Consider the following 15622-nt stretch of genomic DNA (forward strand, 5'->3'; position numbering starts at 1 on the left):
GGCTCTGTTCCATTACACTGTTGTCACCTATAAGCGGCGAGTAAAATTTGTTGAAAATCATACTTTGCGCTACTTTCTCTAAACCAAGTTAGATAATGCGGTAAATACTTAGTCGCCACCCCTTTCATTTTGCCTACCACCCAACTCTTAAAGTGAGTGATTGCACCATTAACGGTTTGGATGTGGTAAATGTTTTCTATTACTCTATTTTTCCCATTGATTAATCGTTTATGAACACAATTCTTGTGCTCTGCAATATTCACATAAGGCCATGCACCATCACTACAAAGTACGGAGTTACTTAGGATATGTGGTTCGAAATTCGCTTCTATTTCTGAAGCTGTATCCGCTGCTAACACCTTATTAACTATATGTTTACTGCGATCAATTGAAAGTAATATCGCAACTTGATCATCCTTTGTTCTTTTATCTGCATCACCTCCGCGTTTCCTCGCTTTTCGCCCTCTGGTTAGCTTTTTAGAGCCTTTTTCAGAATACGCCATAAAGAATTCATCAACTTCAATTATTCCTGATAATTTATCTTGTGTTTTAGCTGTATTAGCCATTAAAAAGCGATGTCGCCATAAGAAAGCAGTTTTTAGATTAATGTGACAAATAGAAGCTGCTTGACGAAGTGTTAACTTTAGCTCCATACAGCGTGCATACTCTTCCCATAGATGACATTTTCTTAATCTAGCTAACGGTGTTTTTGTCTTAATATTAAAGGTCTTAGCACAATGATTACATCGATATCTTTGTGTTTCTCCTGACTTCCCCCATTTTCTTAAATGTGTTGAAGTGCAATGAGGGCAAGAAGAAGAGGTATCAAAAATAGGTTGAAATAGTTCATTGGTGGGTAATTCGACTTGAGATTCTCGAATTGATTGATGAACTACCTCTCTTTGCGCTGGTGTCATGGATATAAGTGCTGCAGTTATTTGGTTAAGGTTTTGAACGAACGATTTAGTATTCATAGTCTTTACCTTTAATACGTTATGATCACTTATAAGTATAGACAACAATTAACAGGAACAGAGCCAAAAAACACGTGAGTTAAACCTTAACTATGTTGTAGCTTATTTTGGCTGAGTTACTGAAACTTAGTTATTGATAGCTAGTTATTAAGGTTTGGTTATTAAGGTTTAGTTATTAAGATTTAGTCACCGCCATAACATAATTAACAGATAAATCTGAGCTTGATAGTGACCAACGCCATAATACCGGGTTAAAAACAAATCCACTCTTATCATTCAATGACAGACTTGCCACTTTAAACATATCTGCAAGCTCTGGTGGTTTAATAAACTTATTCCATTGATGTGTGCCGATAGGTAGCCAACGCATCACTCTTTCTGCTCCAATAATAGCGACTATATAGCTCTTGGGAGTGCGGTTGATAGTAGAGCAAAGCATTATCCCATCCTTTTTCAACAAGGCTGCACAAGCATTAATTAGCATTTGTGGTTGTGCAACATGCTCGATGACTTCCATATTGAGGATCACATCAAACAGTTCGCCTTCATCAACCAACGCTTCAGCCACCGTATTACGATAGTCTATTGTTAAACCTGATTGTTTGGCGTGAGCTTGGGCAACTGGAATATTTTTGGGTGCAACATCTGCTCCTATCACTTCAGCGCCTAAACGGGCCATGGGTTCACTTAACAAACCGCCGCCACACCCAATATCTAATAGTCGTAAGCCTTTGAAAGGCATTAAGCTATTTAAGTCTCGATTAAACTGTGTAGCAATCTGCCCAACGATATATTGCACTCGTAAAGGGTTGAGCATATGCAACGGTTTAAACTTTCCTTTTGGATCCCACCACTCTTCAGCCATTGCTTCAAACTTAACAACTTCCGATGCATCAATCGTATTGTTGGATGTTAATTTACTCATGCTATGCCCTATAATAGAAAGGTTTAGTGGTTAAATTTAAAGCGAATTAAAGAATGTATTGATAAATTTAATCTTCACATCTATTTTTTTAGATTTTTTCTTAGATTGTTAGTTAGATTGTTAGTTAGATTGTTAATTAAATCGTTGAGATAATCAGAAACTGTCTTTATCAGCTAACATATTAGATATTTTTTTAAAAAATGCTTTCTGTGTGTCTTCGTCCTCATAATCCATATCAAAAGCACCATGGAATAATAAAGTCACCGTTAAATCTTTAAATGATAACCAGCATGTATAACCATCAAAATCCTGAGATGCTTTTACACCTGATAGCTCATACACTCCGTCTGTCTTTATTCCCTTAGTGGTGACTAAATCAAAAGCCTGTAGTAAGTCTCGTTTTTTTAATTTATTTACGTCCACAACTCGTGCCCCTATGGTTATTGAATACCGACATTATTTAGTTCAGCTATAAAGGCCTTAATATTAGTAAGTTTATTAACTTTTCTAGCCTTATCTAACTAACATAATAAACATATTTGAGTTAATTAAGCACTATCGTAATTAATACGAATCAACAAAGAAAAAGATCAGCGAGTTAAATTGAAACTTTATACGCAAAAAAAATGCCTCAATGATCGCTCATTAAGGCATTTATTAAATGCTATTGCTTCGATATAAATCGTTCATTCAAAACTTATACAAATCAATTCTTATATAAATTAATACTTACGTATATTAGTCTTCGGAATCATCAACAATAATTCTTTTCTTACGACGCATTGGTGCAGCACCCACATCGATAGACTCATGAAAAACATGTTCTTGCTTTTTAGTACTTACTTTGGCTTTTTTAGCCATTGGTTTTTTCTTATCTTCAAGCACTTTTTTAGCTTTAACTACTTTCTTCTGTACTGGTTTTAAACCTTTAAATTTTGGGTTAATACCCTCTACTTTGTCAAAAGTGATAGTTTGTGCAACAAAGCTTTCTACTTTTTTAAAGTTGTCCCAATCTTTAGGACCAATGATCGAAATAGCATCACCTAATTCACCTGCACGTCCAGTTCGGCCAATACGGTGTATATATTCTTCAGTATGCTTTGGAATATCAAAGTTAAAAACGTGGCTAACATGGATTAAATCTAACCCACGTGAAGCGATATCCGTAGTCACTAATATTTTATTTTTACCGCGTGAGAAAGCATCCATTATTTGGTTACGATTACTCTGGGTAAGATCCCCATGTAAAGCGGCCGCAAGCATACCTTTCTCTATTAAAATAGCACTTAGACGTTCAGTATCAGCACGCGTAGCCGTAAAGATAATTGCTTGATCGATTTTTTCTTCTTTCAGAAAGTGAAACAATAACTTTTCTTTTTGGTTTAGGTTATCAGCCAAATAAAAGCGTTGCGTAATTTCACTGTGCTGCTGGTTTTCTTCACCCACTGCGATACGAATTGGTGACTTTAATAAATGTCCTGCAAATTCATTCACTTCACCATGACCGAGGGTTGCAGAAAACATCAACGTTTGGCGTAGACGATGATTTGCAGCTTCATTAATCGCAGTTAATTGCTCTGCAAAACCTAAGTCAAGCATGCGATCCGCTTCATCTAAGATCAGTAACTCTAAGCCAGGTAAATGTAATAACCCTTTTTTAAGGTGATCAACAATACGTCCCGGTGTACCAACAATAAAGTGAGGGTGTTTATCAATCGCTTTCACTTGATCGTTAAAGTTTTCCCCACCCAACACTAGAATAGACTTAATACTGGTATTAGAGACTAACAAACGCAACTGCGAATAAACTTGTTTTGCAAGTTCGCGGGTTGGTGTCAGGATAAGTACACGAGGATCTCGACGAGTTAAAGCTCGTGTTTTTAATACACGCTGCATTGCCGGTAATAAATAAGCTAGCGTTTTACCTGAGCCCGTTTTAGATGATGCTAAAAGATCTTTCCCAGATACAGCAATCGGCACAGCTTCAGCTTGAATTTGTGTTGTTTCAGTAAAACCTAAATGTGAAACAGAAGTGATCAAACGCTGATCAATGGGTAAATCTTTAATTAGCAATGTATGCTCCAAGGAAATAAAAATAGAAAATAAGTGCGTAGTATAACGATTAAGCGGAAAAACAAGAAATGAAGTTTGTAATAGCGGGTAAAAAAATCCATTAATTTAAGGATTAAATAAAAAAAGGAACAAGCAAACGCTTATTCCTCTCTTAAATTGGGATAATAAAGGCTAATTCGGTAATGAAGTTTAAGAGGAAAGTTGGAAGGAATTATTTACAAGGTTCTGTACTTCATTCGCCCTACTTATCTTGGTTTTCCGAAATAGCTAGATTGCACTTAAACCCATTTCAAAAATAAGTTTTTCAGCGGTACATTCAAACTGTAGTGATACTTTGCTTTCAACACTGTCATTAGTTTGTTGAAAATCCACGTCTACTTTTACTGTTGCAAAACGTGCTTTTGCCGCTTTAATATATTTATCTGCTAACTGTTCAACACTGGCTTGATCTGGTCCGCTAAAAGGCAACACAAGTAGTGTGTCATTTTCTGCGATAACACTGCCTAGCTCAACAATAGTACCACATGCTTCGCATACATCGTTTTCTTGAGTTTGGATATTGTCAGACATATTTACCTCTGTGTTTATTATACAAGTGGTCAGATTGTAGCTCGCTTTAAACAAAAAAGGCGACATATAAAATGTCGCCTTTTACCTTTTAATGATTTAAATCATTAAGCTGCAGGAAATTTTTCTAATTTCCAAATTTTGCTTGCATAATCTTCAATTGAGCGGTCAGAGTTAAATTTACCCATTGCGCCTGCATTCAGAATAGCCTTTTCAGCCCAAGCTGACTGGTCACGATAAAGTGTATCGATATCTTGATGAGCAGCAACATAAGATGCGTAATCCGCAAGACATAAATATTCATCGCCCCATTCCAATAAACTACGTTTAATATCAGACAATAAGCCAGCATGCCCAGGTGTAAAGAAGTCAGTATCTAACCAATCAAGTACTGCTTTTAACTCTGGATTTTTGTAGTAATAATCGTATGGGTTGTAACCATTTGCTTTTAATGCTTTTACTTCATCAACGCTTAAACCGAAGATAAACATATGTTCAGCACCAATCTCTTCAGCCATCTCGATATTTGCACCATCCATGGTACCGACAGTTAACGCACCGTTTAATGCGAACTTCATGTTACCTGTACCTGATGCTTCTAGGCCGGCTGTTGAAATTTGCTCAGAAATATCTGCTGCTGGGAACATTTTTTCTGCCAATGAAATACGATAGTTTGGTAAGAAGACAACTTTTAATTTGCCTTGAATACGCTCATCGTTATTCACTTTGTCTGCAATTTTATTCAATGCAAAAATAATTTCTTTGGCCATGTGGTAACCAGGAGCGGCTTTAGCGCCAAATAGGAATACACGAGGCACCATGTCATAATCAGGATTTTCAAGTAAACGTCTGTATAGCGTTAAAATATGGATCAAGTTTAACTGTTGACGTTTGTACTCGTGTAGACGCTTGATTTGCACATCAAAAATAGCATCAACAGAAACTTCCACACCGGTTGTATCTTTGATGATTTTAGCTAGCTCTACTTTATTTTCTTTTTTAATGTCCATAAAGCGTTTTTGGAATGCAACATCTTTGGCTTTTGGCAGAATGCCTTTCAATTTATCTAAGTTAAGCACCCAATCATCACCAATTGTTTCATCTAATAACGTCGCTAAACCTTCATTACAAGCTTTCAACCAACGACGTGGCGTTACACCATTCGTTACATTGACTAATTTACCTGGGAACAATTCATGGAACTCAGGGAATAAATCTGTTTTAACAAGTTCTGAGTGAACGGCTGCAACACCGTTGACTTTATACGCAGTGATAACACAAAGGTTAGCCATGCGTACCATGCGATGTTGCGACTCTTCAATGACAGATAGTTTTTCTTTTTTCTGGTCATCTCCAGGCCATTTTTTCTCAACAACATTCGCTAAGAATTGCGAGTTAATTTCATAAATTATCTCTAAGTGGCGCGGTAATACTTTTTCAAACAGTGCAACAGACCATTTCTCTAATGCTTCTGGTAATAAAGTATGGTTGGTGTAAGCAAATGTTTCTTGACATATTTTCCATGCAGAATCCCAATCTAATCCCTCTTCATCAATTAAAATGCGCATTAATTCAGGAATAGCAATCGTTGGGTGAGTGTCATTTAATTGAATTGCCACTTTTTCAGGTAATAACGATAAATCTTTATTTGCACGTTTAAAACGACGCAAGATATCTTTTACTGAACAAGCACAGAAGAAGTATTGTTGAATTAAACGTAACTCTTTACCTGCATCTGTTGAATCATTTGGATAAAGCACTTTAGAGACAGTTTCAGCTTTTGATTTTTCAACTTGTGAGTCGACATAACCACCGGCATTAAATACATCCCAGTCAAAAGCTTCATGGGCACGACTTTCCCATAAACGTAAAATATTAACCGTTTTAGCACCGTATCCTACGATGGGAATATCCCAAGGAACACCTTTTAATTTTTGTCCCGCATGCCAAACTTTACGAGAACCTTCTTTTTGATCAAACACAGTTTCAACATAACCATATAAAGGAATATGTTGAATAGATTCAGGACGGCAAATCTCCCATGGGTTGCCGTATTCACGCCATGTATCAGGACGCTCAATTTGACGACCATCTTGGAATTCTTGTTTAAATAGTCCGTGTTCATAATGGATACCGTAGCCAATCGCAGGGTAACCAAGTGTTGCTAGTGAATCAATAAAACATGCAGCAAGACGGCCTAAACCACCATTACCTAATGCCATATCCGGCTCTTCATCGCATATTTCATATAGGTCTTTACCTAGACCTTTTAACGCTTCTTCAGTAACTTGGAAAACTTGTAAGTTTTGTAGGTTATTAGACAACAAACGTCCCATTAAAAACTCAAGGGACAAATAGTTCACTGCGCGAGTGTCATGCTCTGAGTGAGTTTGTTGTGTTTTTGTCAGTTTCTCAAAAACTAATTCGTTGACAGCTTGACAGGTTGCATTCCACCACGCTTTATTATTTGCTTTATGTTCATCAGTCCCAAGGCCTTTATGTAGGCGGTCGATGATTGCTTTTTGCATTTCAGCACTGCTAACCGTAGGCACTGCTACAGAATCCTTTGCTGCCGATTTTTTAGATTTTTTAGTCGCCATGTTATACCTATTAGTTAAGTGAGGATAAAGTTCTATTCCATATAAAACTCTTTGTAAATGTGATTGGGAAAGTACTACTATTTAAAATAATACCTTAACAGCCCTCTAAAGTAATGCTTTAGAAAGTGCTCCCCCTCAGTTTGGGTCGCAAGTTTTATGAATTGCTATTGAAGCCAAGATTCAAGATAAACATTGTGATATATATCACAATAAATGATCATGTAAAAATAAATTTTATTTTAAAATTTAGCCTAAAAAACTAACAGCCCCCATTTTTTGACTTGATTTGATTGTTAAATGCGAAATTAAAATTTTTGTAAATTAAAGGGGATATGTAACTAATCAAGGTAACTAATTGTTCTAATTAAAATAAAATCTGTAGGCATTATTTTTTTAATCAAGAAGCTAATTATTGAAGGGACATAAAAAAGGCAAAGTAAACACTTTGCCTTTTTTTATTTGAATCTAAATTATTTTATCAATTCCTAAAATATATTTATATTTTTAATTAAAGACCAGCTTTAGCAAAAGCTTGAGCCACTATCTCTTGTGCTTCTTTTTGAATTAAAGCGATATGATCTTCACCTAAAAAGGATTCAGAATATATTTTATAAATATTCTCAGTACCCGATGGACGTGCTGCAAACCAACCATTTTCAGTGGTTACTTTTAACCCACCAATAGCGGCACCATTACCCGGTGCATGGGTTAATTTAGCAGTTATTTTTTCACCGGCAAGTGTTTCAGCTTCCACCATTTCAGGCGTTAAGTTTGCTAATACTTGTTTTTGTTCAGGTGAAGCAGGCGCATCAAAACGCTGGTAAACTGGTGCGCCAAATTTTGCAGCAAATTCAGCGTAGTGTTCGCCCGGATCTTTTTTGGTCACGGCAATAATTTCAGCGGCTAATAATGCCAAAATAATACCGTCTTTATCTGTGCTCCAAACGGTACCGTCTTTACGTAAAAAAGAAGCCCCTGCACTTTCTTCACCACCGAAACCAAACTTACCTTCAAAAAGTCCATCTACAAACCATTTGAAGCCAACAGGTACTTCAGACATTTCGCGACCTAATTGATTTACAACACGGTCAATCATTGAACTTGATACTAGGGTTTTACCTACAATCGCTTTATCCGACCATCCAGTTCGATGCGTAAATAGGTAATTGATAGCAACCGCAAGGTAATGATTTGGATTTAACAACCCAGAAGATTTAGTCACAATACCATGACGATCATAATCAGGGTCATTAGCTATCGCTACATCAAAATGGTCTTTCAGTTTGATCAAACCTGCCATGGCATAAGGTGATGAACAATCCATACGGATCTTGCCATCTTTATCTAGTGTCATAAACGAAAAAGTAGGGTCGACACGGTCATTAACAACTTCAATATCAAGACCATAGGTTTTAGCAATCACAGGCCAGTAAGCAACACCTGAGCCACCTAGTGTATCCACACCAATTTTAACACCCGCTTTTGCAATGGCTTCTAAGTCTAAAACATTTTTTAAGTCATCAACATAAGGTTGAATATAATCGTACTCTTCTACTAAGTCAGACTGCATCGCTTCATCAAAGTCAGCTTGTAAAATATCATCATAATTATCATTTAAGATTTCATTGGCACGATCTTGAATAATTTTAGTAACATCACTATCTGCAGGACCGCCATTAGGTGGATTGTATTTGAATCCACCATCTTCAGGTGGATTATGCGAAGGTGTAATAACGATACCATCGGCAAGAGAATCAGGATGCGCTTTATTGTATTGTAGGATTGCATGGGAAATAACAGGTGTTGGTGTATAACCGCCACCTTTTTGTACCACTACTTTAATGCCATTTTCTACCAGCACTTGTACTGCTGAAATAAAAGCGGGTTCAGATAATGCGTGTGTATCTTTACCAATAAACACAGGGCCAGTATACCCCTTTTCCTTACGATACTCGGCCAATGCTTGGGTAATGGCAAGGATATGTAATTCAGTAAATGCATATTTAAAAGAACTACCTCGGTGCCCCGAAGTGCCAAATGCAACTTGCTGCTCTGCCACTTCAACGTCAGGGAGATTAACATAGTATGCAGAGACTAATTTTGGAATATCAACTAAATCACTTGCTTGTGCAGGTTGGCCTGCGCGTGGATGAATTGCCATAAGTACCTCAGATTGTGATGAAAATAAATAAAATTAAATTTCTTCTTTAATGCGTTCGATTAAATGATGCGGGTAACCCATTGAAGCCATCATTTGCGTTAAAATAATTCTTTTACGCCCAGTATTTGCGTTGGTGATCACCCAATAAGGCGTTTGTGGAATCATTCTAGGTTTACTTGCTTTAAATTGAGCCAGTTCTTCTTCGTTATCGGAATTCAATAAATCCTGTAAATCAGTACCTAAATAGGCACGAGTTCGACCTTTAGTTGTTTCGGCCGCCTCAATAAATGCATCTTTTTTCTCAAAATACATAGTTGTTAGCATCATCATGAACTTATTAGTTATCACCGATTCAGAAGTAAAAGCAGGGTCGGTGAATAGCTGTTTCACTCCTTGATGAAAATGTTCATTTTTTTCGGTTACGCTATTTTCACTTAGGTTATGGTCGGTTACATTGCTTTCTGTTCTATTTTTATTGGGTTGAGCAAGTTGTTGCGTCGAATGAGTTCGAGTAGAAGACTTATTTTCAACACTAACTTTTTTCTCAGGAGTGGTTTTCTCGACCGTATTATCTTCAGACAATGCCAGTAAACGACGAAGAATTTGGGAGGGTGTTTCACCGAAGGCTTCAATATTATTCAAAATATATTTATATAGATCATCTTCTATTTCGATCGTTTTCATTATTTCCCCATTACCTTACTTATTTGTACTAGCTGAATGGAATACAGTAAAATCACATAACCATTAATATGGAGGTGTAAATACTTTCAGCTTTAATGCATAATTTGTTATTATTTTTAACTTTATTTATTCTCACTTAAAATGAGCTTTTATGCTACTAAATTACCAACTAAAACAAACCGCTAAACATGAACCAGCTAATAAAAATGAGATTATTTTTATCATTCACGGTTTATTTGGTAGTTTATCTAACCTTTCCGGCTTAGCAAAAGAGTTGCAAGCTAATTTTGATGTCATTTTAGTGGACGTTCGTAATCATGGACAAAGTCCACGTAGTCGAAGCATGACTTACCCTGAAATGGCAGAAGATATATTTGAACTAGCGGACTCATTGGGCATTGAAAAATTTTCGGTTGTTGGTCATTCCATGGGCGGAAAAATCGCGATGACTTGTGCCCTACTACAACCACAACGCATTAAAAACTTAGTAGTTGCAGATATTGCTCCGGTTGCTTACGGCGATAGGCACAGCGACGTATTTACTGGTTTACAATCAGTCAGTTTATTGCAGGCAAAAAACCGTACGGAAGCTGAAAAAATATTAGCAGGTTACGTAGAAACACCGGAAGTAAGACAATTTTTATTAAAGTCTTATCAACGTGGTGATGATGGTTTTGACTTCGTTTATAATGTTGGCAATTTACACCACAATTATCACTTGATCAGTGGATGGCCAACGATTGAGGGTGAATACACAGACTCAGCCTTATTCATTAAAGGTGAACGCTCTGATTATATTAATGAAAAAAGTATGGAATCAGTGATGACATTATTTCCCAATGCGCGGCTTAAAATCATTAATGATACTGGTCATTGGCTGCATGCAGAGAAAGCAAAAACCTTTAACCGGTTAGTCGTTAACTTTTTTGCTTAGATGTGAGTAGTGAAACATCGTCATTTGAAAGCACAAGTGAGTAATTAAAACCGGTGTCATGCTGTACAGAGTATTTAGACAAGGTCGACGGTTTGTATTTTACTTACTATTATGTACAAAATCGCCTATTTAATTAGAATAGCCAGACATAATAGGCATCACCTTGTTACAAAAGGTGAATAAATAACAATACAAATGAACACAAAAGATTAATAGAGACTAGGCTTTTACAAACATATTTGCCTATTTTCGATAGCATCTATATGCTATATTCCCTTTTTTAAAAGAAGCTAAAATATGCTGCAAGAATATACTGAGCAAATTGAAACAATTGGTTTATATGGTTTTTACCTTTTACTTTTTTTATTCATCGGTTTAGCCATTCAAGACGTACTAAAAAAAGGTAATGTACCAAAATTTGGACGTCAAGTTGTATGGGCAGTATTATTTTTTGGTTGCATCGGTTTCATCTCAAAAGCAGTTATAGAAATTGTATGGGTTAATTCAGGTATTGGTTAAATAATTCTCTCGGTAATGATGGCTAAGTAATGTTACTCGGTCAGGTTGCTAGGCAAGAATTATTAGGTAAGTATTGTTAGGTAACAAAATGGCAAAGGAATCATTTGATCGCATTACTAGCGATCTATTTGCAAACGAGGTACGCCGAGGCAGACCTAAAAGCAATCCTCATTCGCGTCAAGTTCAGCTAAAAATAAATAAGCAAAAACAGACGTTAAGAGATAAGCAAAACGGTTTAAAACGAATCGAATTAAAAGTAGATAGCGAATTATTTGAACAATTAAATAAGCTATCTGACACACTATCAATAAGTCGTGCAGAGTTAATTAATAAACTGCTACATGCACAGTTAAATCAAATAAATTAAGGTATAGAGTATGTCAAGCGTAGGTATTTTCTTTGGTAGCGATACAGGTAACACTGAAGCTGTAGCAAAAATGATACAAAAAGAATTAGGTAAAAAACTAGTTGAAGTAAAAGATATCGCTAAAAGCAGCAAAGAAGATATCGCTGAATTTAGCCTTATTTTATTTGGTATTCCTACCTGGTACTACGGTGAAGCGCAATGTGATTGGGATGATTTTTTCCCAGATTTAGAAGAGATTGATTTCACTGATAAATTAGTTGCTATTTTTGGCTGTGGCGATCAAGAAGATTATGCAGAATACTTTTTAGATGCAATGGGACAGTTAGGCGATATAGTTGAAAGTAAAGGTGCTATTATTGTTGGTAATTGGTCATCTGAAAGCTATGACTTTGAAGCTTCAAAAGCTTCAATTGATGATAAAACGTTCATTGGTTTAGGGATTGATGAAGATCGTCAGCCTGAATTGACTGCATCACGTGTTAAAGCTTGGTCTGAGCAAATTTATAATGAAATGTGTTTAGCGGAATTAGCCGACTAAATCCAATTACAGCAGTTAGGAAATAACATGAGTAATGAAAATTTAGCCCTTAAAGAAGCGGGTTTAAAAGTAACATCACCACGTTTGAAAATTTTAAGCTTATTACAGCTGCCAGAGAATCAACACTTAAGTGCTGAAGATCTTTATAAGAAATTGCTTGAACAAGGCGATGAAGTTGGTGTAGCAACGGTTTACCGTGTATTAAACCAATTTGATGATGCTGGTATTGTTACTCGTCATCATTTTGAAGGCGGCAAATCAGTTTTTGAATTAACCCATCAAGAACATCATGATCATTTAGTTTGTTTAAAATGTGGTGAAGTAATTGAATTTAATGATCCACTTATTGAAGAGCAGCAAAAACTTATCGCTGCAAAATATGGCATTAAATTAACCAACCACAGTTTGTACCTTTACGGTGAACCTGTTGATGGTGAGTGTAAGCATAATACTTAAGTAACTTATGCTGCTTGTTAAACATATATTTACGATGCTAATACTATAAAAACAGCCTGTTTAATAACGGGCTTTTTTGTGCCTGTTTTTTGCTTATAGCGAATGATAAATATGAGTTTAATTGTTATGGCGATAATCGCAGCCAATAATCGCCAATAAAGTATTGTGAAGGTAAGCTTAAGATTGCTTTATGTTGCTTGGTTTGGGTTTGCTTAGTTAGGTTTACTTAGTCAGATTTTTAGGCAGATTAGTTTTGCACTACCGTACTCGAATCATCTTGAATTAATCCAACCTCTTTATAATACCGTAATGCGCCAGGGTGTAACGGAGCAGATAAATATTGAGTAACCATTGCATGCTTAGTAAGAAATTCAAAAGACGGATGTAACTGTACAAAATCGGTATGGTTTTCAAAGACCGCTTTAACTATTTTATAGGCGATTTTTTCCGGTAAATCTGTTGTGGTCACTACCGTAGCCCCAACGCCAAATGTAGTCGTTTTTTTAGGGCTGCCACGATACATTTTGGCAGATATTGATGCCTTATCGTAATAACTATGTGTCGCTATCAGTTGCGATACTTTTTCACCTTTAACATTCACTAAGTTAGTTTGGCAAGCACTACTCGCTTCTTTAATCGAGCTATTAGGGTGGCCAACAACATATACAATCGCGTCTATTTTATTATCGCATAGCGCCTGTGCTTGTTCGCTAGGTGGTAATGATGTCGCTTCTGCAAAATCAGATTCTTGCCAACCGTAGATATCTAACAGCATTTCCATAGTGCCACGTTGGCCTGAATTGGGAGCACCTATGTTGACGCGCTTACCTTTTAGCTGTTCAAAGCTAGTAATTTTAGCATCTTTCCTTGCTAACACAGTAAAGGGTTCAGAGTGCACTGAAAATAAAGATCTTAACTGAGCAAACTTCCCCTCGTCTTTAAAGATAGAAGTGCCGTTATAAACATGATATTGCCAATCAGATTGTACTACTGCGATATCAAGTTTATGGTCTTTTAATGCATTCAAGTTATAGATAGAACCCGGTGTACTTTTAATTTCACAGCGAATACTATCGATACCTTTTAACTGATTAACTAAAAAACAAATCGCACCGCCGGTTGGATAATAAACACCACTGATGCCACCGGTACCAATGGACACATAGTCTACTTTCGCACTCACATTAGCATGTAAAAAGACCGTACAAAGCGCAACAATAAGAGAGCGTATAGGTAAATTTAAACCGCGCATAGGATTAGCGTTGGCAATCGCTAAATGGCAGTTTAAAATTACTTGCTTAAAAACTTCTCTTATTTTATTCATATTTTTTTTATTAATACCTTTGAGTTACGCTTTAAGTTATACATCTCTTTTTTAGCAGCGGGCAATTGGTTAATTTCTGCAAATGCAAATCCCCTCTCTCTAAACCAATGAATACTTTGTGTTGTTAACACAAAAATCGACTCTAATCCTAACTGTCTGGCTTTACGCTCAACGTGTGCAACAAGATTATCAGCACGTGCTGCTCTACGATATTTAGGATGGCTTACTAAACAAGCTAATTCGCCCATATTATCATCCATAAATGGATATAAAGCCGCACAACCAATAACCATGCCGTCTCGTTCTACAATCAAAAAGTGTTCAATTTCATTCTCTAACAATTCACGAGAACGTTTAACTAAAATACCTTGTTTTTCAAGTGGTTCAATTAATTGTAATAAACCACCAATATCATCGATAGTAGCTGTTCGAATTTTTTCATAACTTTCTTTTACAATCTGCGAACCAGTACCATCGCGCGTGAATAGCTCTTTTAATAATGCACCATCTTGATGATAACTAATGAGGTGACAACGTGTTACATCGGCTTGGCAAGCTGCTACAGCAGCACGTAGAAGACGTAATGTACCCGATGCATGCTCTGATTCTTTTTCCATTGCATCAATATGGGCTTGAGCTTCCTCAGGTAATAACTCTGAAATCACTTCGCCATTTTCATCTAACACACCTTGATGAGAACAAAAGCCTATTAACTTATCTGCTTTCATATCAATCGCAACTTGGGTTGCAACTTCTTCTGCAAGTAGATTAAATACTTCACCCGTTACTGAATAACCAATCGGAGAAATAATTGGGATCGCTCCAGAAGAGAGCTGAGCTTTAATGCCATCAACATCAATACGGCGAACCTTGCCAGCATGACAAAAATCTACGCCGTCTTTGACACCAATCGGTTGAGCAGTGACAACGTTACTGATCACCGTACGAATTGCCGCACCTTGCATTGGAGAGTTTGCTAAGCCCATCGATAGCCCAGCTTGTAATTCGATTTGTACCGCACCGACAGCTTGCTTGATGAGAGTCAAACTACGATCATCTGTGATCCTAAGATCATCGTGAAATTGACTACTATGACCGTGCATATCAAGTTGTTTTTGAATTTGAGGACGTACTCCATGTACTAAAATCAACTTCACACCAAGACTGTTAAGTAACGCAATATCATTAATGATATGTTGAAAATTATCTGTTTCTAATGCTTCGCCACCAATCATTAAAACAAAGGTTTTATGTCGATGTGCATTGATATATGGGGCTGAATTACGAAACCAATTTATCAATTGTGTTGAATTTGTTACTGCTTCCATTTGCCTACCTATTGCTCACAATAATCCACTAAACATTTAGGCCGAGTTGATCTTTCAAATTTAATTGTGCAACGAACTGCTGGCTCTTTATATAAGGCTAAGCTTATAAAGCAGAATTATTCCGCATAAATAAGCAAAAAAACAGTATAAATAGTCAGTACACGTTACCCTT

At 36.6% G+C, this 15622-nt stretch carries 15 protein-coding genes; 5 read left to right on the top strand and 10 right to left on the bottom strand.

The genetic code is table 11. The annotated features are described in order from the left end of the window. Window positions 1-23 precede the first annotated feature (23 nt). The 8 genes from GQR44_RS17460 to GQR44_RS17495 all read right to left on the bottom strand — a co-directional run bounded on the left by GQR44_RS17460 (window position 24) and on the right by GQR44_RS17495 (window position 9984). Entirely contained in the window at window positions 24-974 is a 951-nt protein-coding gene (locus GQR44_RS17460) for an IS1595 family transposase (protein ID WP_166372148.1), read from the bottom strand. A 175-nt stretch (window positions 975-1149) separates the two neighbouring features. Then, window positions 1150-1899 (bottom strand): bifunctional 2-polyprenyl-6-hydroxyphenol methylase/3-demethylubiquinol 3-O-methyltransferase UbiG, encoded by a 750-nt coding sequence (gene ubiG / locus GQR44_RS17465; RefSeq protein WP_166372969.1) that lies wholly within the window; start codon window positions 1897-1899, stop codon window positions 1150-1152. A gap of 153 nt (window positions 1900-2052) precedes the next feature. After that, on the bottom strand, window positions 2053-2322 hold the full coding sequence (locus GQR44_RS17470; RefSeq protein WP_166372970.1) for a DUF3081 family protein: 270 nt from the start codon (window positions 2320-2322) through the stop codon (window positions 2053-2055). 315 nt (window positions 2323-2637) lie between these two features. Continuing rightward, on the bottom strand, window positions 2638-3972 hold the full coding sequence (locus GQR44_RS17475) for a DEAD/DEAH box helicase (RefSeq protein WP_166372971.1): 1335 nt from the start codon (window positions 3970-3972) through the stop codon (window positions 2638-2640). A 267-nt stretch (window positions 3973-4239) separates the two neighbouring features. Further along, on the bottom strand, window positions 4240-4542 hold the full coding sequence (locus GQR44_RS17480; protein WP_166372972.1) for a DUF406 family protein: 303 nt from the start codon (window positions 4540-4542) through the stop codon (window positions 4240-4242). Between the two features lie 104 nt (window positions 4543-4646). Beyond that, window positions 4647-7139 (bottom strand): glycogen/starch/alpha-glucan phosphorylase, encoded by a 2493-nt coding sequence (locus tag GQR44_RS17485; protein WP_166372973.1) that lies wholly within the window; start codon window positions 7137-7139, stop codon window positions 4647-4649. A 508-nt stretch (window positions 7140-7647) separates the two neighbouring features. Next, window positions 7648-9300: a phosphoglucomutase (alpha-D-glucose-1,6-bisphosphate-dependent) gene (gene pgm, locus GQR44_RS17490; RefSeq protein WP_166372974.1), complete on the bottom strand. Its 1653-nt coding sequence runs from the start codon at window positions 9298-9300 to the stop codon at window positions 7648-7650. Between the two features lie 33 nt (window positions 9301-9333). Then, on the bottom strand, window positions 9334-9984 hold the full coding sequence (locus GQR44_RS17495) for a replication initiation regulator SeqA (RefSeq protein WP_166372975.1): 651 nt from the start codon (window positions 9982-9984) through the stop codon (window positions 9334-9336). 151 nt (window positions 9985-10135) lie between these two features. Between GQR44_RS17495 and GQR44_RS17500 the strand changes: the two genes are divergently transcribed. From GQR44_RS17500 to fur, 5 genes are all read left to right on the top strand, one after another. Next, complete coding sequence (locus GQR44_RS17500) at window positions 10136-10918, top strand: alpha/beta fold hydrolase (RefSeq protein ID WP_166372976.1); 783 nt, start codon at window positions 10136-10138, stop codon at window positions 10916-10918. Between the two features lie 297 nt (window positions 10919-11215). Further along, window positions 11216-11437: a DUF2788 domain-containing protein gene (locus GQR44_RS17505; RefSeq protein WP_166372977.1), complete on the top strand. Its 222-nt coding sequence runs from the start codon at window positions 11216-11218 to the stop codon at window positions 11435-11437. 88 nt (window positions 11438-11525) lie between these two features. Next, window positions 11526-11804, top strand: coding sequence for a LexA regulated protein (ybfE, locus tag GQR44_RS17510; protein WP_166372978.1), 279 nt, complete (start codon window positions 11526-11528; stop codon window positions 11802-11804). Window positions 11805-11814: 10 nt separating this feature from the next. Continuing rightward, window positions 11815-12342, top strand: coding sequence for a flavodoxin FldA (fldA, locus tag GQR44_RS17515; protein WP_166372979.1), 528 nt, complete (start codon window positions 11815-11817; stop codon window positions 12340-12342). Between the two features lie 27 nt (window positions 12343-12369). Further along, window positions 12370-12798, top strand: coding sequence for a ferric iron uptake transcriptional regulator (gene fur / locus GQR44_RS17520; RefSeq protein WP_166372980.1), 429 nt, complete (start codon window positions 12370-12372; stop codon window positions 12796-12798). 247 nt (window positions 12799-13045) lie between these two features. Here fur and GQR44_RS17525 read toward each other — a convergent pair whose 3' ends face one another. Next, on the bottom strand, window positions 13046-14122 hold the full coding sequence (locus GQR44_RS17525) for a TAXI family TRAP transporter solute-binding subunit (RefSeq protein WP_240923731.1): 1077 nt from the start codon (window positions 14120-14122) through the stop codon (window positions 13046-13048). Further along, entirely contained in the window at window positions 14119-15450 is a 1332-nt protein-coding gene (gene argA / locus GQR44_RS17530; protein ID WP_166372981.1) for an amino-acid N-acetyltransferase, read from the bottom strand. Before argA ends, GQR44_RS17525 begins: the two co-directional genes overlap by 4 nt. Between the last annotated feature and the right edge of the window lie 172 nt (window positions 15451-15622).

It is taken from the genome of Psychromonas sp. SA13A, assembly GCF_011378715.1.
Taxonomy (GTDB): domain Bacteria; phylum Pseudomonadota; class Gammaproteobacteria; order Enterobacterales; family Psychromonadaceae; genus Psychromonas.

Excerpts from the sequence above, each read along its gene's own strand:
- GQR44_RS17485 (WP_166372973.1), bottom strand. The coding sequence starts at position 7,139 with ATGGCGACTAAAAAATCTAAAAAATCGGCAGCAAAGGATTCTGTAGCA.
- fur (WP_166372980.1), top strand. The coding sequence starts at position 12,370 with ATGAGTAATGAAAATTTAGCCCTTAAAGAAGCGGGTTTAAAAGTAACA.
- GQR44_RS17480 (WP_166372972.1), bottom strand. The coding sequence starts at position 4,542 with ATGTCTGACAATATCCAAACTCAAGAAAACGATGTATGCGAAGCATGT.
- GQR44_RS17525 (WP_240923731.1), bottom strand. The coding sequence starts at position 14,122 with ATGAATAAAATAAGAGAAGTTTTTAAGCAAGTAATTTTAAACTGCCAT.
- ubiG (WP_166372969.1), bottom strand. The coding sequence starts at position 1,899 with ATGAGTAAATTAACATCCAACAATACGATTGATGCATCGGAAGTTGTT.
- pgm (WP_166372974.1), bottom strand. The coding sequence starts at position 9,300 with ATGGCAATTCATCCACGCGCAGGCCAACCTGCACAAGCAAGTGATTTA.
- GQR44_RS17460 (WP_166372148.1), bottom strand. The coding sequence starts at position 974 with ATGAATACTAAATCGTTCGTTCAAAACCTTAACCAAATAACTGCAGCA.
- argA (WP_166372981.1), bottom strand. The coding sequence starts at position 15,450 with ATGGAAGCAGTAACAAATTCAACACAATTGATAAATTGGTTTCGTAAT.
- ybfE (WP_166372978.1), top strand. The coding sequence starts at position 11,526 with ATGGCAAAGGAATCATTTGATCGCATTACTAGCGATCTATTTGCAAAC.
- fldA (WP_166372979.1), top strand. The coding sequence starts at position 11,815 with ATGTCAAGCGTAGGTATTTTCTTTGGTAGCGATACAGGTAACACTGAA.
- GQR44_RS17505 (WP_166372977.1), top strand. The coding sequence starts at position 11,216 with ATGCTGCAAGAATATACTGAGCAAATTGAAACAATTGGTTTATATGGT.
- GQR44_RS17500 (WP_166372976.1), top strand. The coding sequence starts at position 10,136 with ATGCTACTAAATTACCAACTAAAACAAACCGCTAAACATGAACCAGCT.
- GQR44_RS17495 (WP_166372975.1), bottom strand. The coding sequence starts at position 9,984 with ATGAAAACGATCGAAATAGAAGATGATCTATATAAATATATTTTGAAT.